This is a genomic window from Thermosulfurimonas dismutans (assembly GCF_001652585.1).
In the GTDB taxonomy this organism is placed as follows: Bacteria; Desulfobacterota; Thermodesulfobacteria; order Thermodesulfobacteriales; family Thermodesulfobacteriaceae; genus Thermosulfurimonas; species Thermosulfurimonas dismutans.
Window position 1 is genome coordinate 1 of the sequence record NZ_LWLG01000012.1, and the last position, 20,481, is coordinate 20,481.

Sequence of the window (20,481 nt, forward strand, 5' to 3'; positions counted from 1 at the left end):
CTATTTTATCGAGCTAAATCTCTGGAGCCCACGACCGGACTCGAACCGGTGACCTCTTCCTTACCAAGGAAGTGCTCTACCTCCTGAGCTACGTGGGCTCCTTAAACTCTACAAGAGCGGGAGACGGGACTCGAACCCGCAACCCTCAGCTTGGAAGGCTGATGCTCTACCACTTGAGCTACTCCCGCTCCCTCATTCAACAAAAAGTGGAGGGGGGAGGATTCGAACCTCCGAAGGCTGAGCCATCGGGTTTACAGCCCGACCCCTTTGACCACTCGGGAACCCCTCCATCAAAAAAGCAGGTCTGACCCTTCAGACCTGCTCCTTAATTATAATAGAAACCTTTGGGGTGTCAAGAATATCAAAAGACTAACTATTTCCTTCGGCCTTAGTCTCCTCAGAAGATTCTTCCTGAGAGGCCTCCTCCGGAGCCTCCTCTTTAACTTCCTCCTGAGGCGAAGCCTCTTCTTTCACCTCCAGGGCAGCCATCTGAGCCCTCACGTCTTTGACGTAAAGATCAAACACATAGGCCGTGGTCCGGTAAATGAGATGCGCAAACTTGGAGTAAGGGATACTCAAAAAGAGCATGAAAACCGCTATCAGATGAAGGGCGTACATACCGGGATAAAAGGCGTTGTGAACCAGCCTCAAAATCTCCGTAAGGAGACCAGTAACACCCACCGCCAAAATAAGATAAATGAGAAACCAATCCTGATAACTGCTGCTAAGCTTGCCCTCAGCCGAGGCCCGGCTCCGATTGGCTATCAGACTGATTACTCCATAGAGCAAGAGAATGGCCCCAATATTGGCCAAAATCTTAATAGGGTTATAAAGAGGCCAGGGAGTATGGAAGCCGAACACATCGGCTGCGATAAAAACCACACCCGTAACAAACGCCAGGATAATAAAGGACCAAAGGAGCATCCGGTGACCATTAAAACGCCACTGGTTAGCCCCACAATCCCGGAACCGGGAATGGGCTAAAATCTCCTTGATCGCCGGGACTAAATAGATCTTCAGAATACCCCACAGGCTCTTTTGATAAGCCGCCGGGATATTTACATTCTGGCACATACCATTCCACATCCGATTTATTCCTATACCCGCCATCACCACCACAAACGCTGCCAGAGGAACAAAAATAGCATCTACCATCAAAACCCTTCTCACTGACTCATGAACGTCCAGCGATAGCACCGGAATCAGATCTAGGCTGAAGATACCGGGAATACCCCCAAAGAAGAAAGAAAAAGAGAGAAAAACAAAAAAGAAAGCGATCAAAAAGATTATAGGAAGTCCCCAGGGCTTGTTATAAAAGGTCCAAAGGAACTTAAACTCCGAGAGCTCCCGCACGGCCATATTCCGCAGGGCCCCCAAGACATCTCCAGGCTTTGCTCCCCGGGGACAATAAACTGTACAGTCCCCACACTGGTGACACAGCCAAATACTAGGATCCGAAAGGAGACGCTCCTTGAGTCCCCACTGTCCCATGAGCATCTGCTTCCGAGGGAAAGGCATCTCGTCCTGAGACAGGGGGCAAACCGTGGCACAGGTTGCGCACTGATAACACTTCTTGACCGTATCCCCACCAGCCGACTGAATTTCTTCTACAATTCTTACATCGGGCTCTATACGGGCCATATTCTACCTCCTTACCATCCCTTAAATGGGCTTTCTCCAAATTCCTGAAGCATGGCCACAAAGTCACCCAAAATCTGAGGTATCCTCTCAACCTCGTCAATAGCCACGATCTCAATCTTAACCCGCTCGTTCTCAAGGGCTAGCTGCTGCAAGGTTTCGGCTACATTTTCCATCCGTCGATTGGCAAGCTCACTACCCTTAATGAAATGACACTGATAATTCTCACCGAACTTACAACCCAGCAGGATGATACCATCATAACCACTGCTCATGGCGTCCTTGATAAACGACACATTCACCGCTCCCAGACAACGCACCGGAATCACCCGAATAGCTACCGGGATATTTAGACGCTTGTAAGCCGCCATATCCAGGGCCGGAAGGGCATCGTTTTCACACACCAGTGCCAGGACCCGATAGAGCCCGTAATCCGGCTCCGGCATCTCACAGGCCTTGATCATCTGGGTAACCATGTCAATGCTGTAGTCTTTGAAGTTGATGATTCGCTGCGGACAGGCTCCGAAACAGGTTCCACAACGGCGACAACGGGTTGGATTGGGCATGGGAGTACCATCTTCCGTCTCATCTAGGGCCCCAAAAGGACACTCCTCCGTACACCGCTTACACTGGGTACACATCTTGAGATCCCATTCCGGATAGGCGAAATCCCACGTCCGCGGATGAACCGCATGCCCCATTTCAATAGCCTTGAGGCACTGAAGGGCCTTCAATGCCGCTCCAGTAGCGTCCTCCATGGCCTGAAAAACAGTCATGGGCTGGTGAACCGCTCCCGCAGCATAAATACCCGTACGCCGCGTCTCATAAGGGAAACAAATGTAGTTAGAATCTGCAAAACCGTAAAAGAGTTCTAGTTCCGGAAAACCAGCTCCCTGTCGATACTCAAGTGGAATAATAGGATCATCGGCCGTAGCCGGAACCATACCGGTAGCCAACACCACCATATCTACCGGAATCTCAAGCTCCTCACCAAGGAGGGTCTGATCTACCTTCACCAACAATTTCCCTTCTTCCTCGCTGATCTCTTTAATTTCCCCCTTGGTAAGGAAAATTCCAGGATCATCCTGCATAGCTTTATAGAAATTCTCATAAATACCCGCTGTCCGCATATCTTTATAAATAATAAAAGCCTTAGCCTCTGGATCAGTCTCCCGAATATACTTCGCCTGCTTGAGAGAAACCATACAACAAACCGACGAACAATAGGCTAGATGATTCTCGTCGCGCTGCCCAGCACACTGCACAAAAAGGACACTTTTTACCGGGGCCCCATCCGAACGGCGTTTGAGCTCTCCTTTAGCGCACATTTCTTCGAATTCCACATTGGTGACCACATCCGCAAACTTTCCATATCCCAACTCTTCAAGTTTGGAAGCATCATAAGGTTTCCAACCAGCAGCCACCACAATGGCGCCTATCTTAATCTCCTCCTCGCTTCCTCCCTTCTTGATGGTCACCCTAAAAAGCCCCGGAGCCCCCTTAATGCTGGTCACTTGAGAACCGGTATACACCGTTATGTTCTCATTATTTTGAACTTCCGAGATTAGCCGATCCGTCACCGGCTCGGAAAGCCCATCAAAAGGAGCCTCGGCCTTGATCTGGGCCTTCATCTTGGCCACAAAGCCACCCAGTTCATTCTCCTTTTCCACAATGATGGCCTGATGACCAGCTTTGGCCACTTCCAGAGCCGCGGTCATACCGGCTACCCCACCACCAATCACCAATACGGTCTTCGAAATCTCTTCCTCAGGCTGATAAGGGACCGGAGCCTGGGAGTTCATGAGCTTAGCTACGCCCATACGGACGTAATCTTTAGCCAGAGACATCAACTCATCTTTAAAAGTAGTCCCTTCGGCAACTTCCTTGGAATCATCCACCTCTTCCTCGCCTTCATCCGGTACAGGGAAACGACTCCAGACCACCCCTTCCCGCAGGCTTACTCGCTCGACTCTTACATTCCCAAAGTTAAAAACATCATAGTTCACCCGCGGAGAGCAGGCGCAAATGGCCACACCATCAAGCTCTTCGTTTTTGATGGTTTCACCAATAAAAGCCACCCCTTCCTTACTACAGAGGAATTCCTTTGAGACCGCGACCGCCGCTCCCTGATCTTTAGCCGCGGCTTCCAAATCTCCCACTTCAAGCCGATCCCCTATATTACAAGAGGTACAAATAAAAGCCCCTATCTTCATGGATTACCCCCTTACAATAGTCTGAATAGCTTTCAAGGCTGCGGCCGTAGCCGTCTCGTTGGAGGTCATCACGTCCAGTGGCATCCGGGCGCAGCCACAAGCATACATGCCATCCGAAATCTTCACAAATCCGTTTTCATCCACCGCTACCCCGGGCACACCTTCCACCGCCAGCGAAGGCTGCATACCTAGAGCTAACACCACCATATTCACCCGTTGATTGACTCGTTTTCCGGAAATAGCGTCTTCAGCCGTAACAATCAAGTCTTTGGTCTCAGGATCCTCTTCGATTTTGGCCACTTTCCCTTTAATAAAATTGATCCGAGCCTCCTCCTGAGCCCGACGCAAAAACTTCTCATATCGTCCCGGAGTACGAATGTCTATATAAAAGAAATAGATATTTGTCTCCGAGTCCTGCTCTGCAAGATAAAGACTCTGCTTTAGAGAAGCCAAACAGCAGATATAAGAGCAATAGGGAAGGTGATTTTCATCCCTTGAGCCGGCACACTGTACAAAGGCCACAGTCTTGGGTTCGGTTTGATCGGAGGGTCTAAGAATCTTGCCTCCCGTGGGGCCCGTAGGTGAAGCCAGGCGTTCCATTTCCATATTAGTAATCACGTTAGCGAAACGCCCATAGCCCAAGTTGTCGAGTTTAGTGGCATCATATGGCTTCCAACCCGTGGCCCAAATGATGGCCCCGACTTCAAGCTCAACCGTTTCAGGCTGCATATCAGGCTCAATGGCATTATATTTGCAGGCCGCCATAATACGATCCAGATCGCCGTCCGCCAGTGCCGACTTATCAAGCACGTAACGCAGAGGAAAGGCCATGGGACTAGGCAGATAAATAGCCTTGGTCTTAGTCAGGCCAAAATCAAAGTCGCTTACCCTCTCTCCCTGACAGACCTTTTCACATTCTCCACAGGCCGTACAATTCTCATTGACGTATCGAGGAGCTATCTCCACCGTAACCTTGTAATTACCCGGCCCCCCGGAAATGTTTTTTATATTGGCCATAGTGTAAACCGTAATCCGAGGATTGGTCTTTATGCGACGATAATTCATTTCCAGACCACAGGTAGGGGGGCAAAGCTTCGGAAAATAATAACGAAGCTGTGCCACACGACCTCCCAAAGAAGGCTGCTTTTCGACCAAATACACGTCATATTCCATCTCGGCTGCTTCCACAGCCGCCGTAATACCACTTATCCCTCCTCCGACCACCAAAATCTTATCGTAAGCCATAACTTCCTCCTCCCGGTTTTATCACGCTTGGCTTGCACCGAAGGCCGATAAATGGCCTCCCGCCCAAACCAAGCAGGCCCAAAAAAGGGGGGGCTTAGCCCCCCCTCAAATTTTCCTAAACCGCGCTTACGGTCCCAGAGGATCAGGAATGATCTGAATGTAGGGGAACTTCTCCATCTCCCACTCACCGGTCTCAGGATTCCAGCGAGAGAGGGTAAAGCAACGCCAGTTCTGATCATCAAGCTCAGGGAAGTCGGCCCGATAGTAGTAACCAGGATAACGAGTCTCCTCACGGAAGAGCACATGACGGAGATGGAGCTCCGCGGTCCAGACACGGTGGATATTCTCCCAAGCCCTCATGAGCTCATGGAGGTCACGAGCCGCAGCCTTCTGCATATCCTCCTTGAGCATAGTGAGGAGCTCAAGGCCGCGCTCGAGCATGATCTTGTTGGTCTGATAGTAAGTGGCAATTCCAGCCACATACTCGTCCATAATCTTCATAAGACGGAGCTGGATCTGACGCGGCAGGAGGTAATTGGGGTTGATCTCATAAACCGTGGTGGCGTTCTTGAACTCCTGGAAGCGATACCAAGGACCATAAATTTCTTTCTTCAGCTCCTCGGGATTCTCCTTCGGAGTGGGCTTGAAGTCCTTATTATCCAGACAGAACTTGATCATAGCCTTGGCCGCAATACGACCCTCCACATGGGAACCAGAGGAGAACTTATGACCGCAAGCACCCACGGTGTCACCGGCAGCAAACATACCCTTGACCGTGGTCATACGGTTGTAACGACCAACGTCATCCCAAGCCTTCCGATATTCCTCAGGCACCCAGTCTTCATCCGGACCACAGCACCAGGCACCCGCACAACCGGCGTGCGAACCGAGGAAGTAAGGCTCGGTAGGCATGATCTCGGAAGGCACCTTCTCGGGCTCAATGTTCAAGCAGGCCCAGAGACCAGCCTGAGTGACGCACATGTCAAGAAAGTCTTCCCAGGCCTCAGCCTCAAGCTTCTTGAACTCTTTCTTATCCATATTCTTCATGGACTCCTGAAGAGCCCACTCGGTGTGCATAAAGATAGGACCACGACCCTCTTTCATCTCAATCAGCATGGCGTGGTTACGCAGACAGGTACCCACCACGGAGGCTTCGCTGTAAGGAGCGAACTTCTTGAGTTCGTCCTTATGCTTGGCAATATAGTCCTCATCGAAGGCGTTGGTAGCCCGGGCCTTAAAGAGGAGGAACCAGGCACCAACCGGACCATAACCGTCCTTAAAACGAGCGGGAACAAAACGGTTCTCCATAAGGACCAGCTTGGCACCGCTCATAGCGAACATGGCATAACCGGAACCGGGGTTCCAGACGGGATACCAAGCACGCCCCTGACCTTCACCAACAGAACGCGGACGGAAGATGTTAACCGCACCACCAGTGGCAACCAGGGTAGCATTGGCCTTGATGATATAAACCTTGTTCTCACGAACAGAGAAACCCACACCACCGCAGCAACGGTTGGGCTCGTTAGCATCCATGAGAGGACGAACAATGAAGACACGCTCAAGGATCACACCATTCTCACCCATCTGATCCATAGCGTTCTTGGCAGCCTCGGCCACGATGACCTTATAGGACTCACCGTTGATCATGATCTGCCAACGACCGGAACGAACCGGCTTGGCACCCCCACGAAGAGTGAGCCCCTTCGCCTTAGCCTCCGCACCATCGATAGTCTTACCATCGTCGGTAGTCTTCCAGATAGGCAGACCCCAGTCCTCAAAGCAGTGAACAGTATCATCCACGTGACGGCCAACATCGAAAGAAAGATCCTCTCTAATGATTCCCATCAGGTCGCAACGAACCATACGAACATAATCATCGGGCTTATTTTCGCCGATATAGGTATTGATAGCGGAAAGACCCATAGCCACCGCACCAGACCGCTCAAGAGCAGCCTTATCACAGAGAACAATCTTGAGACCAGCCGGCTTAGCCCAGCGGACGGCCTCTACCGCCGCACCACAGCAGGCCATACCACCACCTACCAAAAGGATATCAGTCTCCATCTCAACGATTTCAGGCTCGGCACACTCTAAACCAGGGTTATAAGACCAAATCCTGCCCATAATTACCCCTCCTTTCTATTTTAAATTTTTTTGATTTTTCAGTTTACCCCGCAAACTTAATAGCCACCGGATTTTCAGGAGTGGCAGGAGTTACACCATCGGCGATCTCCGTAAAAAGACGATTGTCACCAATAGCCGAAAGATCAGGATCAGGCTTTCCAACCGTAGGATCAGCAGAACCTTCGGGCGTAGTCCGGATAGGGAACTTAAAGCGCTTCACCACACCGTTACGGAATTTAATGGTCCACATAATGTCCGTGGTACCCCGCATAGGCTGACAAGAAGCACCCAACGGAGAAAAGTCCGCATAGTGCCGCACCGAAATAGCACCCTGAGGACAGCTCTTAACACAGCTGTAGCACTCCCAACACTGATCCGGCTCTTGGTTATAGGCCTTCATATTCTCGGTGTCCAAAATCATGAGGTCGTTCGGGCAAATGTACATGCAAACCGTACGATCCCCTCCCTTACATCCGTCACACTTTTCAGGATTAACATAGCTCGGCATACTCCCTACCTCCTTTTTTATTTTTTCTAGCCCGAGCCCCCACTATGGGAGCCTTTCAAACTCTTAATTTCCATACCTAATCCTTCCACAAGGCTCAAGTTCCATTTTTTCCGGTTAACTCCAATTTCGCATCCTTAACCTATTTCCTCTATTCCAAACACAAGCTTTCATATCACTTTATTCAGTTTCAATGTCAGGCGGAGGCAGATACTCAGACTCCTTAGCCGCCATTTCCTTAATCTCGTCCACCTTAGCCAAGACCCCTTCAACCACCTCTGGCCCCAAAGACTTCTTTTCTACTACTTGATTAAAAAGTTCCCTCATAAAGGCCACCGGGACATCGGTGATCGCTCCACGAGAGTCCACCCGGGCAGTCTCAAACTCGGCCAAAATTTTATCCTTAAGTTCCTCAGATACCTCTACCTCTAGAAGGCGGAGCTCACCACCAAACATATATTTAATATTATCTTCCAAGCCCGTACCCCTTAGCTTTGCCATCCGGCTATCATCCAAAAGGACTACCATAAAGTAGGCCATCTCTTTCCCTCCTTCTCGATTTTTTGAGTCTTAAAGGTCCTCCAGATCGACCTCGAGCTCTTTTTCCTTATTAATAACGTACTTCTCGTTACAGAACGGATAACCAAACTTCTTCCACCACTTAACCACCACCTTATAGACCTCTGGCCGCATGATAATGCTAGGCGGCTGAACACCTTCAGCCACCATGCCGCGCAGAAAGCTTCCCGAAAGCTTCTCCCTCTTATGACCACAAGTCTCAGAGTACGCCATCTCTTTACAAGTAGGACAGTAAGAGAACTCTCGCATATTCTGAGGACGAATCTTCAGACCATAGGGAACCTCGGTGGGCGGCGCCGGAAAACCGAAGCTCGGAATACCCTTGGTCCAAAGGATCTGAGTAGCAAACTTGTCATAATATTCACCCACGGCCGCGTGGTCACGACCAAACATATGATGGGTGCACCCCATATTCTGACGGATGATACCGTGGAGCAAAGACTCAAGCGGATTACCATAACGCATATCCCAGAGCACAATGCTCACAAGATGACGTTCAGGCTTAATGTATCCACCCTTGTTGACGGCCTCGTGACCCTCGACAATAGCCTCGTCCGGATAGTCACCCCGACGCTTAACACCAATCACGGCATTCACCAAGATACCGTGACAGGGTTCTACGTCGCCAGTAAAAGCGGCACATTTCATAAGAAACTCATGCCCCACATGAGGAACGTTACGGGTCTGATGATTAATAACCGTGCGCCAACCACGCTTATCAAATTCTTCACGAGCCTTGCGCGGCGGGAACCAGAAACGATCAAAAGGCGGTTTCAACTTGGGCTCATTGATAATAGTATATTTTCCAGCCAAGACATAGGGCTGGTGGCTGCGATAAATCACCCATCCCGGGTGTTTTTTGTCGAACTTCTGCTGTACCACCTCAGGATTAGTCTCTGGATCACCAAAGGTCTTGTATGCCAGCTCCTCAGGGTCAATTTCATAGATCTCTTCAATATCAAGAATAGCAAAAGGCTTTCCTTTAAGGGTAAGACAGAGACGATCTCCTACGGTAACACCAAGTTTATTAAGATCATCCTTACTGATATCGAAGACCAAAGGATAAGGGAAAATCCATTCATTAAGAAGACGCCTCTCCTTTAGAACCCTTTCCACCTCAGCCTGTTTCATAGAACCTTCGACCGGGCTAAAGAAACCATAACAGATAGACATAATCTCTCGGTAAACATTCCTAACCGGAACCCCGGTCTCATAGTGGAGGGTGGGCTTAATTTCATAAGTAGGACAGCCCTGAATCATTTTCCGGGCAACCTTTTTATCCGTAACCACCCTTTCTACCAAACGACCACCATGAGGAAGAGGCCGCTCAATAAGAAGACCTGACATCATACACCTCCTTCAGACATTATTTTGGAAACTTTATATATTCTGAACCTTTACGGCCCAGAGCAACTATAGATTTAATCCGGTCTTTTTGTCAAGGACAAAAAAAAGTCCATATAGCAAAAAATTCAAAATTTGCTAATAAATTTCCATGCAAAGAAGCTCTATCGGATTAATCCTTGCCGGAGGTAAAGCCCGAAGATTCGGGGGCGGGAAGGCCCTAGCCACCCTTAAAGGAAAACCCTTAGTCTTTTGGGTCAAAGAGGCCCTGGATCAGGTTTGTGAAGAGGTTTGGCTTTCACTGCGCTCTTTATCACAACCTGAAGCCCATTTGCAGAAATGCTTTGCACGTACCGTCCTAGATGCTCAATCCGGAGCAGGACCTCTTTCAGGGCTTTTGGCGGCCCTCAAAAACTTAGATCAAAATAGTTATCTATTGGTAGCTTCCTGTGATCAGCCCTTATTGTGTCCTGAATTATTAAAAAACCTCAAAGCCAATTTCGAAAAAGGAAACTTCTGGGCGGTCTTCTGCATCAGTCCTGAAGGACTCCCAGAACCCTTTCCTGGAGTTTATGATCCGAAACTTGCCCCATCTCTCGAACGGTTCCTATCTTATGGCCAAAAATCCGTTCGAAAATGGCTTCAAAGCCTACCTACAGAGAAAATTCTTGGCCTTCCTTGGAAACTCTGGTACGTTTGGGACCAAAAAGGCATGAGTTTCGCGAACGTGAACTACCGGGAGGATCTCGAAAAATTAAAAAGGCATTTTTTTCTATGAGAAAGCCTCTTATCCTTTGTGTGGACGATGATGCCACCATCTTAGAACTCTTATGTGATTTTATTAAGGCTCTAGGATACAATACTATTGAGGCCAGAGATGGTCTGGAAGGTTTAAAACTTGCCCGTCAGTATCTTCCCGATGTGATCTTGCTGGATGTTATGATGCCAGGGCTCTCCGGCTTTGAGGTTTGCGAGAAACTCAAGAAGGATCCTAACACGGAAGATATACCGGTAGTAATGGTAACGGCCCTAGGCGAGATCGAGGATCGGGTAAAGGCCCTCGAGGTCGGAGCAGACGATTTCCTGACCAAACCAGTAGCCCTCCCGGAACTCAAGGCCCGTCTCAAATCGCTCCTTGAAGTTAAGGCCCATCGAGATCACCTCAAACGCCACAAGGAAGCCCTAGAACGAGAAGTCCAAAAGAAGACCAAAGAGTTACAAAAGGCCTTAGAGGCCCTTAAAGAAGCCCATCGAAAAATAAAAGAACTCTCTTTAGAGGTAATCTTCAGGCTTTCAAGAGCGGCTGAATACCGTGATGAACACACCGGCGAACACATTCAGCGTATGGCTCACTATTCGGCCATTGTAGCCCGTAGATTGGGATTAAACGAAGAAGTGGTGGAAAGCATCCTTTATGCCGCTCCCCTTCACGACATCGGGAAAATTGGCATTCCTGACGAGGTGCTCCTCAAGCCCGGCCCCCTGGATGAACGGGAATGGGAGATTATGAAAAAGCACACCGAAATCGGGGCCGAGATTTTGAAAGGCACCAATAGCGGTTTCGTACGATTGGGCGAAATCGTGGCTCTTTATCACCATGAAAGATGGGATGGCACAGGTTATCCCCGTGGCCTAAAAGGATCTGAGATACCGCTTGCCGCTAGGATCGTGGCGGTAGCAGACGTATTTGATGCCGTTACCAGCGACCGCCCTTACCGCAAGGCCCTTTCCACCGAAGAAGCCTTCAAGATCATTGAGGAAGGTATCGGGTCCCACTTCGATCCCAAAGTGGCCGAAGTCTTTCTTGAAGCCCGCGAAGAAATACTCAAAATAAAAGAAACTTTCAAGGACAGTGAGACTCCCAAACTCTATCAATTAATAAAAAGTCTTCGAGAGAAACCTCTTAAAAAGTGAAACCTAACAACAGTCTCCGGATCTTTATAGAGACCTTCGAAGACCTCTTGGAAGAGATAGAAAGTTCTCCCGGGATTTTTTATGCCCACATTTGTGAGCTCATGAAGAAACTCACCGGAGCGGATCTGGTATGGCTCGGTTTTCTTGAACCTTCAGGAGAGGTTCATCCCATCGGGTTCGCAGGGAAGTATCCATCTTACCTCAAAGGCCTGAAGATCAACATTTATGACCCGAATCTGTCTCAAGGCCCAACCGGACAGGCCATCCTCAAAAAGACCACTATCATAGAACCACACATTCACCTCTCTAAAAGCTTTGCTCCTTGGAGGGATCGAGCCCTGCATTTCGGTTTCCGTTCTTCGGCGGCCATTCCATTGACCACCAAAGATAAAGTTTTTGGTACCCTGAACTTCTACTCCACCAAAGAGGATTTTTTCTCTCAGGAAAACCTCGATCTCCTAAAGCCCCACGTGGCCCTGGTTTCTTTGGCTCTTCGGGTCTTTGAAGTGGTAAAGAACAAAGAAAAAACCATAAAGATTCTTGAAAAGAAAATCTATCTTTCAAAAGATCAGATCCACAAAAAGGACCTCGAGATACAAAGTCTCAAAGAAAATCAAACTCGGTGGCTCGCCAATTTAGGGCATGAATTCCGAACGCCTCTGACTTCTATATTGGGCTTTTCTGAAATGCTTCTCTCCGAAATCTTTGGACCGCTTAATGAAAAACAAAAACGTTACCTCCAACACATTAAAACTAGTACCCAATATCTTGCGGAACTCATCGAAGAGATCCAAAAATTTGCCCGTCTTGACCGTTCCCGGAAGAGCTACTCTCCCGAGATTTTCAATCTTGGAGAATTAATAGACGGGGTAGTCTTTCTACTCTACAAGAAAATAGTCTCTCACAATGCCCTCATAGTTAAAGATTTCTCAGATGACTTGAAGATTAAAGGAGACAGTTTTAAGACCAAAATGGTTCTTTTTAACCTCATTTCGAACGCCCTAAAATTCATTCCCCCGGGGGGAACTATAGTCTTAAAGAGTCGTTTAGAAAAAGACCTTTATGGAAGGTCTTGGATGGCTTTTGAAGTGCGAGACAATGGGCCTGGGGTAAAACCAGAAGATCTTTACCGCATCTTTCTGCCCTGGATCCAGGGAGGAAAACTTCTCACCGAAAAGCCGGAGGGGCTCGGCTTGGGATTGGCCTTATCCAAAGAATTGATCGAGGCCCAAGGCGGAAACATCATGGCCCTGAGCCCACCGGAAGGAGGGGGCTTTTTCATCTTCTTTCTCCCCCAAGAAGCACATCCTGAAAAGAAAACATTAGAAATGTTGGTCTTTGAGCCCAGATTTGAAGTGGCCCGCAAAATGGCCCTCTATCTAACTTCTGAAGGAGTTAAGTCTACTATCTTCCCAGAAGTCGAACCTGCCCTCAAAATCCTTAAAACCCAGAAGAAAAACTGGGCTCTGGCCTTTGATCCTTGGCATTTAGGCTCGGAGGCCTTTAAAGTCTTAAAAAAACTGGACCAAGAAGGAATTATAATTCCTCTGCTGGTCTATCGAGCCTCGGACAGAGGAGAGCTTTACTGGATCTTCGGAGCCAATTTTGCCTGTCTTGATCGACCGAGTTTCTTGTCTCTTGAAAGGGCCAAGAAATGTTATCTCTCCCTGTTTCCAATCCTGCCCTCAAAAATCTTTCTCAAAGCCAGACCCCATCTTTTTGAAGAAATCAAGCGTCTAATCTCAAGTTTAAATCTGGAAATTTATACCGATTTAAAAGAAAATTATGAACTTTCAGTCATAGATCTGGGCTTGTCACCGGAAGAGCTACAGAACATTTCGGGGAAGATTTCCCCTTCAAGCCCACTAGTTATCTCCTTTACAGATCCTTACCTACATCGAGAACTTGGTTCCGGTACCTTGAACGGCGAAACCTTTTCACGCGAGATCCAACGCCTAGTCCTCAACTTCGAACCGGAAATAAGCCGCACAAGCCCCCTCACTTGAGACCATGCAGGGCCCGTAAGGTTTTTCAGGAGTACAGACCCTGGCAAAAAGGGGACAGTCCGGTGGCCGGAGCTTGCCTTTAAGTATCTCCCCGCAGCGACAGGTAGGGTTTTCTTCAGCGGGCTTAAGAACGAGAGCCAAGGTTTCCTCGGCCTCAAAATCTTTGAACTCCTCCTTAAGACGGAGTTTGCTTTCCGGAATTTCGCCCAGACCTCGCCACCGCCCCTCAGCAGGGACAAAGACCTCGCGCAAGACACGCTTTCCCCACGGATTGCCTTCCGGACGAACTGCCCGCTGATATTGAACGGCTATGGTAGCCTTACCCTCGGCGATGAGTTTCAAGAGCATGAGAATGCCCTCTAATATGTCCCGGGGCTCAAAGCCCGTGATCACACCCGGGATTCCGAATTTCTGGGGAATAAATTCGTAAGGACGACTTCCGATGACGGTACTTACATGGCCGGGAAGGATAAGGCCGTCGATTTTGATTTCGGGATCGGAAAGGAGGGCCCTTAGAGCCGGGGGCATTAATCTCAGGGCCGAAAAGAAAAAGAAATTTTTGAGCCTGCGCTTATGGGCTTCAAGAACGGTCACAGCTTGGGCCGGAGCCGTAGTCTCAAACCCTACTCCAGCCAAAAGAACCTTTTGGTCAGGGTGAGTTTCGGCCAGCTCCACCGCCTCCAACGGGGAATAGATAATCTTGACCTCTCCTCCCCGGGCCCTGACCTCTTTAAGGGAAGCGCGGGTACCGGGAACTCTCAAAAGATCCCCGAAAACGGCTACCGTCACCCCCGGTTTCTCGGCTGCCTGAACAAGAAAATCAATCTCCTCTTGAGGCATTACGCAAACCGGACACCCAGGACCAGAAAGAAGGGTTAACTCCGGAGGAAAGAGACTTCTAAGGCCGAACCGAAAAATGTTTACGGTATGGGTACCACAGACCTCCATAAGGGTCACCGGGCGGACAAGGTATTCCTGAAAAAGGGCTTTCAAGTCCTTCATTCAAGGGGCCTCCGGGAAAGAGTCTTAAAAACCTCCTCGGGGAGAGCCCTTGTCGCAAATCCCAAAAGGGACTTAAGCCTTAAGGCGTTTTCCGGGGCCCATCCCAAAGAGTCATTATCAAAATAAACATACACCTTTTGGACCGAAAAGGCCCGGATCTTTTCTGCCCAAGCGGAAAGCTCCTCTTGGGTATAACAGGAACGGTAAAGGCTCCGAGAACCGTGCAGACGGATATAGGTGAAATCGGCGGTTATGACCTCCAAAAGCGAAGGGTAACGTCCGGCGGTATCCGAAAGACAGAGGGCTACGCCGTATCTTTCAAGTTGTCTAAGAAAGTCCCGGTTGTGAAAGCTCGAATTTCGGATCTCAAGGGTGACTGAAAAATCACGGGGAATAAGGGATAAAAATTCCTCCATCAACTCGGGCTCGTATTTGAGACTCGGGGGAAGCTGAAAGAGGATTACCCCGAGCTTAGGATAAAGCGGAGAGAGGGATTCAAAGAAACGTTCAAGGGCTTCCCCAACGGCCTTCAACCTTTTTAGGTGGGTAATGAAACGGCTGGCCTTGACCGCAAAAAGGAAGCCTTCCGGAGTCTCCTCTAACCAGCGGGCCAGGGTCTCCTTTTTGGGAGTTCCGTAAAAGGTGGAGTTGACCTCAACGGTATCAAAATATTGGCTGTAGTAAGAAAGCCATTTGCGCGTTGGAAGTTTTTTGGGATAAAAAATCCCTCGCCAGTGACGATAGTTCCATCCCGAGGTGCCGATTCTTATCTCCATATTGACACTTCCCCTAAAGCTCATTATAGATTTTTACGCCAAATATTTAAAAGGAGGGACTGGTCTTGCCGCAGCATAGATCCGCAGCAAAAGCCCTGAGGCAGAGTGAAAAGCGTCGTTTACGGAACAAGGCTATCAAAACAAGGGTCAAGACAATTACCAAAAAGTTTCTAAAAAGCCTTGAAGAAGGAGACCTGGCGAAAGCGGAGGCTACCTTCCGGGAGGCCCAGAGCCTCATTCAACGGGCGGCCTCCAAAGGCACGCTTCATTGGCGCACAGCCGCTAGAAAGATCTCGAGGCTAGCCCAAAAACTCAACGCCAAAAAGGCCAGCCTTTCAGGGCAGGCCTAAATTTGGGTGGGGATGTAGCTCAGTTGGGAGAGCGCCAGAATCGCAATCTGGAGGTCGGGGGTTCGAATCCCCCCATCTCCACCAATATTTTCAAGGGTTTCCGAGAAGCTGTCCTCTTCCTAAAATGTTTTAGTGTCTATAATCGTGTCTCGCGTTGCATTTCTCCTTAGCTCTTCCCTTTGGTAGAGAGAGATTACATATAGGCGAAAAAAGCGAAATAAGCCCTTTGATCGCCAGCTATCCCTTGAGTTTCAAGGTTTTCCGGAAATCGGCTTTTTTCGCACCTCTTGCGAAAAAAGTTTCCCGGATTGCCCGCTTTCCCTAGAGCTAAAAGGCTTTCTGGCTTTTTACTTTTTTCGCATCGGTTTTGCGAAAAAAGTCCCCCTGAGTTAAACAGAACCGCTGGAAGTCGACATAGAAAAAGGAAAATTCAAATCTTAGACCTTAGCGGTAGTGGCGAGGCGGAGCTTAGGCTCCGCCTCTACCACTTCGGTTAGCGGCTTTGCCGCATCGCGATGATAAATAAAGTGAACCATAATAAAATTTCAAAAAAATTCATACTATACCTCCTCTTTTCCGATTTCGAAAAGATTATGTTCGGAGTCCGAATTATTCGTTTTTTGAAACGAAAAAATTTCAGGCCGCTCGAGTGCACCCTTTCATTAAGAAAAGCGCTCCCATTTCGTTTCTGCCTAATGAAAAGATCTCTGCCTAAGTGGTGAAAATAGTTGACGGAGACATCCTTTGGCTAAGGACCGAGAATCAAAGGTGTTACATAAAAGTTCGGTTGATAGGTATTGACACACCAGAAAACCGCTCCAACAAAAGGGCTAAAAAGCAAGCCAGGAACTGGCGCACATCCGTTAATGAAGTGATTAACCTTGGCAAAAAGGCTAAAACCAGATTTGTCCTTGAATTGGACGTCCAGATTCTTGACCGTTATGGCCGGGTCCTGGGTTATGTATGGCTGCCAAACGGGGAGATGCTAAATGAGAAGCTTATCCGCGAAGGATGGGCAGTTGTTTATACCGTCCCGCCCAACGTGAAGTATGTAGATCGGCTTTTGAAGGCTCAAAGACGGGCCCGCCAAGAATCAAAAGGGTTGTGGGGCTTTTAACAAAAAGCCCGGCACCGAGGAGGCACCGGGCCAGGGTATTAAAACAACCTTTCTAAGACTAGAAAAAGCCCTTTGCCCACCAGGGTGGCCATGGTTGCTATCCCGAAAAGCTTGAGGTCTTCCCAAAGCTCGGTGGCCCTACCGGAAAAGCCTCTGCAAGGCAAGTTCACTTCGAGAGTCTTTTTGAAATTACCCCTCATGCACGCGCCCCCTCTCCCTGGATTACCGCAAGGGAAGGCTCGGGCTAAGCGTCCGGGCTTCCCGTAGCGCCCTCTCATCCGCTCCGTAAAGCTCTTGACCGATCACGCCCACGGCGTCCCGGATATACTCAAGCTCAAGCTCGGCATACCGAGAGAGCATAGTGAGAGCATCGGTGAGTTTGGAAAGGATGTCCCGGACGTTCAAAACGCTTGGGCAAAAGTCCCCTCTCTGGCAAGTCGGGCACTCATGCCGGTGCCTGACCTCGTGGTGGGCCACCAGGTCAAGGGCCTGAGCTATCCCCTGGAGGGCTTCCGGTAGGGATTCAAGCTCTTGGTAGGCCTCGGAGAGGATATAGTGGGCCTCATCAAGGGTCACTTCATTAAGCTTGTGGGTTTTGGTATCCTTAGCCATAGCTAGACACCTCCGTGGTGTTTTTCGGTGTGGGGCCAGGGAGGCAAGTTCACTCCCGTGGCCCCGGTGACTTTACCCCCTAGGCCTCCTCGCTTGAGGGGGCCTTTTTCTTTGCCAGCTCTCTAACGGCTTCCTCTTTGGCAAGGATCAGCTCTTCCTGGTGAGACCGCTTCAAGCTTTCCAGAGTCTTGGAGAGGTTTTCTTTCCGGTCGAAGGCGTATTGGGCCAGCACTTCGAAGAGAGAGCCGAGGCCCATAAGGGCTTGTTCACCCCAGTCTTTCACGTCCAGGTCCTTAAAGCCCTGGCCCTGAGAGAGGGAGTAAACCAGGCGGGAGAGGTAGGTCAGGGTTTCGAGGGCATGGCCTAGCTCTTCCACTTTCAGGGCCTCATCGGAAAGATCCATGGCTAGGAGATCAAAGGGGAAGTGCTCTTTCATGTTTACGGCTTGGGTCATGGCTACACCTCCTCGGTTTAGTCTTCGCACCCGGCCCCGGAGTTAATGTCCTCCTCGTCTTCCGGGCCGGGGTTATGGGTTTTGGGCCTAAAGCTTTTTTCAAGCTTGTAACGCAGATGGCCCAGGTCTTCGGAGATCCACATGGCATGGGTGTGGAGCACGTCCAGGATGGTAGAGAAGGTGTTTTGAACCTGTTTGGAGGCGAAAAGCAGACCCTCTTTGTCCTCCGGGTCGGCTTCGGCGACTTGTTCGGCCAACCGGGCCACGTCCGAGAGGAAGTCCAGGGCCAGGGAAAGCTCAAGAACCTCCCGGCTCCTGATCTCTAGGGTCTTCAAGTGATCCTTAACTGTGCCGATCATAACGCACCTCCTTGGTTTGGTTTATTCCAGGGAGCCAAGCTCCCGGATGTCCCCAATGGCCTGGTCTGTAATCACGTAGGCTTCACCTTCAGCCACTAACCGACGGGCCGTCTCAAGGGGCATTTGGGCCGTTACCATGATCCCGTTCCGCCAATACTGGATACGCTCCGCCTTCAACCTCATCGGGTCTCTCTTGGCTTGGCTGATAAGTTCCTTCCTCATAGGAAATCCCTCCATTTTAGGGGTTTTATCTTTTTTCGTTGCTTGCAATAAAAAGCTAGCATGTCCTTTTTAGGTTGTCAAGAAGCAAAAAAGATGTTATTCTAAGTCCATGGCTAGACCAAAAGGAAAACCCAAAAGACACCTCAATACTCCGATAACCGAAGAGCTTTTGAAGGCTTTTAAGATCCTGGCCGTGGAGCAGAACCGCCGGTTAAACGACCTCCTTGAAGAGGCCATGCGGGATCTCCTCCGCAAGTATGGCCGTCCGGTGCCAGAGGAGGGCCAGGGAGAGAAAGCGTGAAGTTTACCCCCTACTTCACTAACAAAGTTCTTTCAAAACGGCCTTATTTGCAGGTAGAATGGATTAAACAAGTTATGGAGGCCCCTATAAAAAGAGAAGTTCAACCGGATGGCCGTATTCGGCTCTGGGGTTACATTAAAGAGGCCGATAAATACCTCCGGGTAATTCTGGAGCCGGACGGAGAAACTGTCCACAACGCCTTTTTTGATCGGAGGTTTAAGCCATGAAGATCACCTACTATCCCGAAGATGATGTGATCTATATTGATCTCCAGGACAAGCCAAGCGTGGAATCCGAGGAGGTCTCCCCCGACATAGTGGTGGATTTTGACGAAGAAGGTATTCCGGTAGGAATAGAGATTTCCAACGCCAGTCAAAAAGTTCGCTTTCAGGACCTTGAGATCATAAACCTTCCTGTCTCTGGTCTCACACTCAAAAAGGCCGCTTGATTACTCATGAAGACTAGCGGCCTGGGGGAAAGGCAGTCCCTTAGTGCTCGGCTAGGTATTTCAGGGCCTCTTGCCATTCAGGGGTGGAAAGCTCCTCCTCGGTGGCTTCTACCTCTTGAAGTATACGGGACCACTCCTCTTTATCGGCCTCTTCACTTCTGGTCGTAAAGGAGGCCTTAAAATAATAGGCCATGACCTGGTTTAGCTCTTCCCTGCTTATTGCCTTCATAGCCTCATTTTTCCCAAGCCAATGAGGGTCCGTCAAGGCTCCGAGAGTTTCAAGAACCGCTAGGCCCTGGCTCCTCCAGCCACCTCTTAAGCGCTGAAAGCGTAGTAACCGGCTTCTTATATCCACGCTTGGTGGGAAGCAATTTGATTGGCACTCCCCATCGCTCCCAGTTATCCTTAAGCGTCCGCTCAGAAACCCTCAGAACCCCGGCTATCTCCTTCCAGCCCATGAGAAGGTCTTCCATGTCCCTGATTTTACCACAACTAGGCCTATTTTCCGCCCTTTTTGGCTCTCCGGTTCCGAGAAGGGCACTCAAGCTTTACTTTGATCTTGCTCAAAGGACAGTTCGTTTTCTCCAGAGCCTGCAAAAACTTGAAGTAGGCGGCCTCAAACTCCTCCAGGCTCCACCTCTCATCCATCTTGGGCGTATAGGCCCCTTCCCGGGCATAGGACCGCAAGATCTCAAATATTTCCTTCCGTAAGATCTCTCTCACCTGGGGCAGGGTGAGCTTTCGGCCTGCCAATTGTTTGGCTAGCTTAAATTCCAGGGCAATAAGCCCTTGCCGAAATTCAGCGGCCCTTTGCGCCCACTCAACCTCTACCCGGTCCCGTTCAATCAAATTCCCTTTGGTGGTCTCAAGCTCAAGGCGTTCTTTCTCTAGCTTGACCTTTTCTCGCTCGGTCCGGATCTTTTCAAGTTCTTCCGGCACCGGTTGGTGAATGTCCTCTAGGTAGTATCGCAAAAGATCCGGTAAGTAGTAAAACACCCGTCCATTTTTATCTTGCTTTCGAGCCTCGCAAGCCGAAGCCCACCGCCTTAAAGTTCTCTCAGATCGCCCAAAGAGATCTTGAAGGGCCTGGATCGAAAGGTAAAGCTCGCCGTTCTCGGTCATCGCAAACCTCCTTTTGGCCGTTTAGCTACAAGACTTCAAAACCTGTAAGGCTGTCTTCTCAAGGCTTTTTGGGTCTTCGCCGGGGCTTTTATAGTGTCGGCCACGGCTTCCGGCGAGTTCAAAACGCCTTTTTCGCCGCAGGGGCCG

Annotated in this window: 25 protein-coding genes and 4 tRNA genes; 9 read left to right on the forward strand and 20 right to left on the reverse strand. The window is 49.5% G+C overall.

Annotated elements, in window-relative coordinates:
- Window positions 1-22: 22 nt before the first annotated feature.
- From TDIS_RS07530 to sat, 10 genes are all read right to left on the reverse strand, one after another.
- Window positions 23-98 (reverse strand) — tRNA-Thr (locus TDIS_RS07530).
- A gap of 17 nt (window positions 99-115) precedes the next feature.
- A tRNA-Gly gene (locus TDIS_RS07535) sits at window positions 116-188 on the reverse strand.
- A 19-nt stretch (window positions 189-207) separates the two neighbouring features.
- Window positions 208-289, reverse strand: a tRNA-Tyr gene (locus tag TDIS_RS07540).
- A gap of 80 nt (window positions 290-369) precedes the next feature.
- Window positions 370-1,641, reverse strand: coding sequence for a quinone-interacting membrane-bound oxidoreductase complex subunit QmoC (qmoC, locus tag TDIS_RS07545; RefSeq protein ID WP_068670939.1), 1,272 nt, complete (start codon window positions 1,639-1,641; stop codon window positions 370-372).
- An 11-nt stretch (window positions 1,642-1,652) separates the two neighbouring features.
- Window positions 1,653-3,851, reverse strand: coding sequence for a hydrogenase iron-sulfur subunit (locus tag TDIS_RS07550; protein ID WP_068670941.1), 2,199 nt, complete (start codon window positions 3,849-3,851; stop codon window positions 1,653-1,655).
- 3 nt (window positions 3,852-3,854) lie between these two features.
- The gene (locus TDIS_RS07555; protein WP_068670943.1) at window positions 3,855-5,096 is read right to left on the reverse strand and encodes a CoB--CoM heterodisulfide reductase iron-sulfur subunit A family protein; all 1,242 of its coding nucleotides are present in this window, start codon (window positions 5,094-5,096) and stop codon (window positions 3,855-3,857) included.
- A 126-nt stretch (window positions 5,097-5,222) separates the two neighbouring features.
- Window positions 5,223-7,223: an adenylyl-sulfate reductase subunit alpha gene (gene aprA / locus TDIS_RS07560; RefSeq protein ID WP_068670945.1), complete on the reverse strand. Its 2,001-nt coding sequence runs from the start codon at window positions 7,221-7,223 to the stop codon at window positions 5,223-5,225.
- A gap of 43 nt (window positions 7,224-7,266) precedes the next feature.
- On the reverse strand, window positions 7,267-7,731 hold the full coding sequence (gene aprB / locus TDIS_RS07565) for an adenylyl-sulfate reductase subunit beta (protein WP_068670947.1): 465 nt from the start codon (window positions 7,729-7,731) through the stop codon (window positions 7,267-7,269).
- Window positions 7,732-7,908: 177 nt separating this feature from the next.
- A complete protein-coding gene (locus tag TDIS_RS07570; protein ID WP_068670949.1) occupies window positions 7,909-8,268 on the reverse strand; it encodes a DUF6955 family protein in 360 nt (119 codons plus the stop codon).
- 30 nt (window positions 8,269-8,298) lie between these two features.
- Complete coding sequence (gene sat / locus TDIS_RS07575; RefSeq protein ID WP_068670951.1) at window positions 8,299-9,654, reverse strand: sulfate adenylyltransferase; 1,356 nt, start codon at window positions 9,652-9,654, stop codon at window positions 8,299-8,301.
- A gap of 148 nt (window positions 9,655-9,802) precedes the next feature.
- On the opposite strand from sat, the gene mobA reads away from it, so the two are divergent.
- Genes mobA through TDIS_RS07590 form a run of 3 tightly spaced genes read left to right on the forward strand, consistent with a single transcriptional unit; the run spans window position 9,803 to window position 13,571 of the window.
- Complete coding sequence (gene mobA / locus TDIS_RS07580; protein WP_068670953.1) at window positions 9,803-10,429, forward strand: molybdenum cofactor guanylyltransferase; 627 nt, start codon at window positions 9,803-9,805, stop codon at window positions 10,427-10,429.
- On the forward strand, window positions 10,426-11,565 hold the full coding sequence (locus TDIS_RS07585) for a response regulator (protein ID WP_068670955.1): 1,140 nt from the start codon (window positions 10,426-10,428) through the stop codon (window positions 11,563-11,565). The genes mobA and TDIS_RS07585 overlap by 4 nt, the downstream gene beginning before the upstream one ends.
- Window positions 11,562-13,571: a GAF domain-containing sensor histidine kinase gene (locus TDIS_RS07590; RefSeq protein WP_068670957.1), complete on the forward strand. Its 2,010-nt coding sequence runs from the start codon at window positions 11,562-11,564 to the stop codon at window positions 13,569-13,571. Before TDIS_RS07585 ends, TDIS_RS07590 begins: the two co-directional genes overlap by 4 nt.
- On the opposite strand, the gene hypD is transcribed toward TDIS_RS07590, so the two are convergent.
- Window positions 13,521-14,573 carry a hydrogenase formation protein HypD gene (gene hypD, locus TDIS_RS07595; protein ID WP_068670959.1) on the reverse strand — a complete coding sequence of 351 codons (1,053 nt, stop codon included), beginning with the start codon at window positions 14,571-14,573 and terminating at the stop codon, window positions 13,521-13,523. The genes TDIS_RS07590 and hypD overlap by 51 nt on opposite strands.
- Complete coding sequence (locus TDIS_RS07600; RefSeq protein ID WP_084271021.1) at window positions 14,570-15,349, reverse strand: DUF72 domain-containing protein; 780 nt, start codon at window positions 15,347-15,349, stop codon at window positions 14,570-14,572. Before TDIS_RS07600 ends, hypD begins: the two co-directional genes overlap by 4 nt.
- Window positions 15,350-15,414: 65 nt before the next feature.
- On the opposite strand from TDIS_RS07600, the gene rpsT reads away from it, so the two are divergent.
- The 3 genes from rpsT (at window position 15,415) to TDIS_RS07615 (ending at window position 16,816) form a co-directional block, all read left to right on the forward strand.
- A complete protein-coding gene (rpsT, locus tag TDIS_RS07605; protein ID WP_068670963.1) occupies window positions 15,415-15,699 on the forward strand; it encodes a 30S ribosomal protein S20 in 285 nt (94 codons plus the stop codon).
- Window positions 15,700-15,707: 8 nt separating this feature from the next.
- A tRNA-Ala gene (locus TDIS_RS07610) sits at window positions 15,708-15,783 on the forward strand.
- 703 nt (window positions 15,784-16,486) lie between these two features.
- Window positions 16,487-16,816, forward strand: a complete 330-nt coding sequence (locus TDIS_RS07615) for a thermonuclease family protein (protein ID WP_161939500.1) — start codon at window positions 16,487-16,489, stop codon at window positions 16,814-16,816.
- Window positions 16,817-16,854: 38 nt separating this feature from the next.
- Here the strand turns inward: TDIS_RS07615 and TDIS_RS11050 are convergent, their stop codons facing one another.
- From TDIS_RS11050 to TDIS_RS07635, 5 genes are all read right to left on the reverse strand, one after another.
- Window positions 16,855-17,016: a hypothetical protein gene (locus TDIS_RS11050; protein WP_153303807.1), complete on the reverse strand. Its 162-nt coding sequence runs from the start codon at window positions 17,014-17,016 to the stop codon at window positions 16,855-16,857.
- A 22-nt stretch (window positions 17,017-17,038) separates the two neighbouring features.
- The gene (locus TDIS_RS07620) at window positions 17,039-17,428 is read right to left on the reverse strand and encodes a hypothetical protein (protein ID WP_068670967.1); all 390 of its coding nucleotides are present in this window, start codon (window positions 17,426-17,428) and stop codon (window positions 17,039-17,041) included.
- A gap of 79 nt (window positions 17,429-17,507) precedes the next feature.
- The gene (locus TDIS_RS07625; RefSeq protein ID WP_068670969.1) at window positions 17,508-17,882 is read right to left on the reverse strand and encodes a hypothetical protein; all 375 of its coding nucleotides are present in this window, start codon (window positions 17,880-17,882) and stop codon (window positions 17,508-17,510) included.
- A 17-nt stretch (window positions 17,883-17,899) separates the two neighbouring features.
- The gene (locus TDIS_RS07630) at window positions 17,900-18,241 is read right to left on the reverse strand and encodes a hypothetical protein (RefSeq protein WP_068670971.1); all 342 of its coding nucleotides are present in this window, start codon (window positions 18,239-18,241) and stop codon (window positions 17,900-17,902) included.
- Window positions 18,242-18,262: 21 nt separating this feature from the next.
- Window positions 18,263-18,463, reverse strand: coding sequence for a hypothetical protein (locus TDIS_RS07635; protein WP_068670973.1), 201 nt, complete (start codon window positions 18,461-18,463; stop codon window positions 18,263-18,265).
- Between the two features lie 109 nt (window positions 18,464-18,572).
- Here TDIS_RS07635 and TDIS_RS07640 point away from each other — a divergent pair, with 109 nt between their 5' ends.
- From TDIS_RS07640 to TDIS_RS07650, 3 genes are read left to right on the forward strand one after another with little or no spacing between them, the layout of a single operon-like run.
- Complete coding sequence (locus TDIS_RS07640; protein WP_068670975.1) at window positions 18,573-18,764, forward strand: ribbon-helix-helix domain-containing protein; 192 nt, start codon at window positions 18,573-18,575, stop codon at window positions 18,762-18,764.
- Window positions 18,761-18,991 carry a hypothetical protein gene (locus tag TDIS_RS07645; protein ID WP_068670977.1) on the forward strand — a complete coding sequence of 77 codons (231 nt, stop codon included), beginning with the start codon at window positions 18,761-18,763 and terminating at the stop codon, window positions 18,989-18,991. Before TDIS_RS07640 ends, TDIS_RS07645 begins: the two co-directional genes overlap by 4 nt.
- Window positions 18,988-19,212 (forward strand): DUF2283 domain-containing protein, encoded by a 225-nt coding sequence (locus TDIS_RS07650; RefSeq protein WP_068670979.1) that lies wholly within the window; start codon window positions 18,988-18,990, stop codon window positions 19,210-19,212. The genes TDIS_RS07645 and TDIS_RS07650 overlap by 4 nt, the downstream gene beginning before the upstream one ends.
- A 40-nt stretch (window positions 19,213-19,252) precedes the next feature.
- Here the strand turns inward: TDIS_RS07650 and TDIS_RS07655 are convergent, their stop codons facing one another.
- Genes TDIS_RS07655 through TDIS_RS07665 form a run of 3 tightly spaced genes read right to left on the reverse strand, consistent with a single transcriptional unit; the run spans window position 19,253 to window position 20,334 of the window.
- Entirely contained in the window at window positions 19,253-19,441 is a 189-nt protein-coding gene (locus TDIS_RS07655) for a hypothetical protein (RefSeq protein ID WP_068670981.1), read from the reverse strand.
- 49 nt (window positions 19,442-19,490) lie between these two features.
- Entirely contained in the window at window positions 19,491-19,685 is a 195-nt protein-coding gene (locus tag TDIS_RS11175) for a hypothetical protein (protein ID WP_161939501.1), read from the reverse strand.
- A gap of 25 nt (window positions 19,686-19,710) precedes the next feature.
- The gene (locus tag TDIS_RS07665) at window positions 19,711-20,334 is read right to left on the reverse strand and encodes a hypothetical protein (protein ID WP_068670985.1); all 624 of its coding nucleotides are present in this window, start codon (window positions 20,332-20,334) and stop codon (window positions 19,711-19,713) included.
- Between the last annotated feature and the right edge of the window lie 147 nt (window positions 20,335-20,481).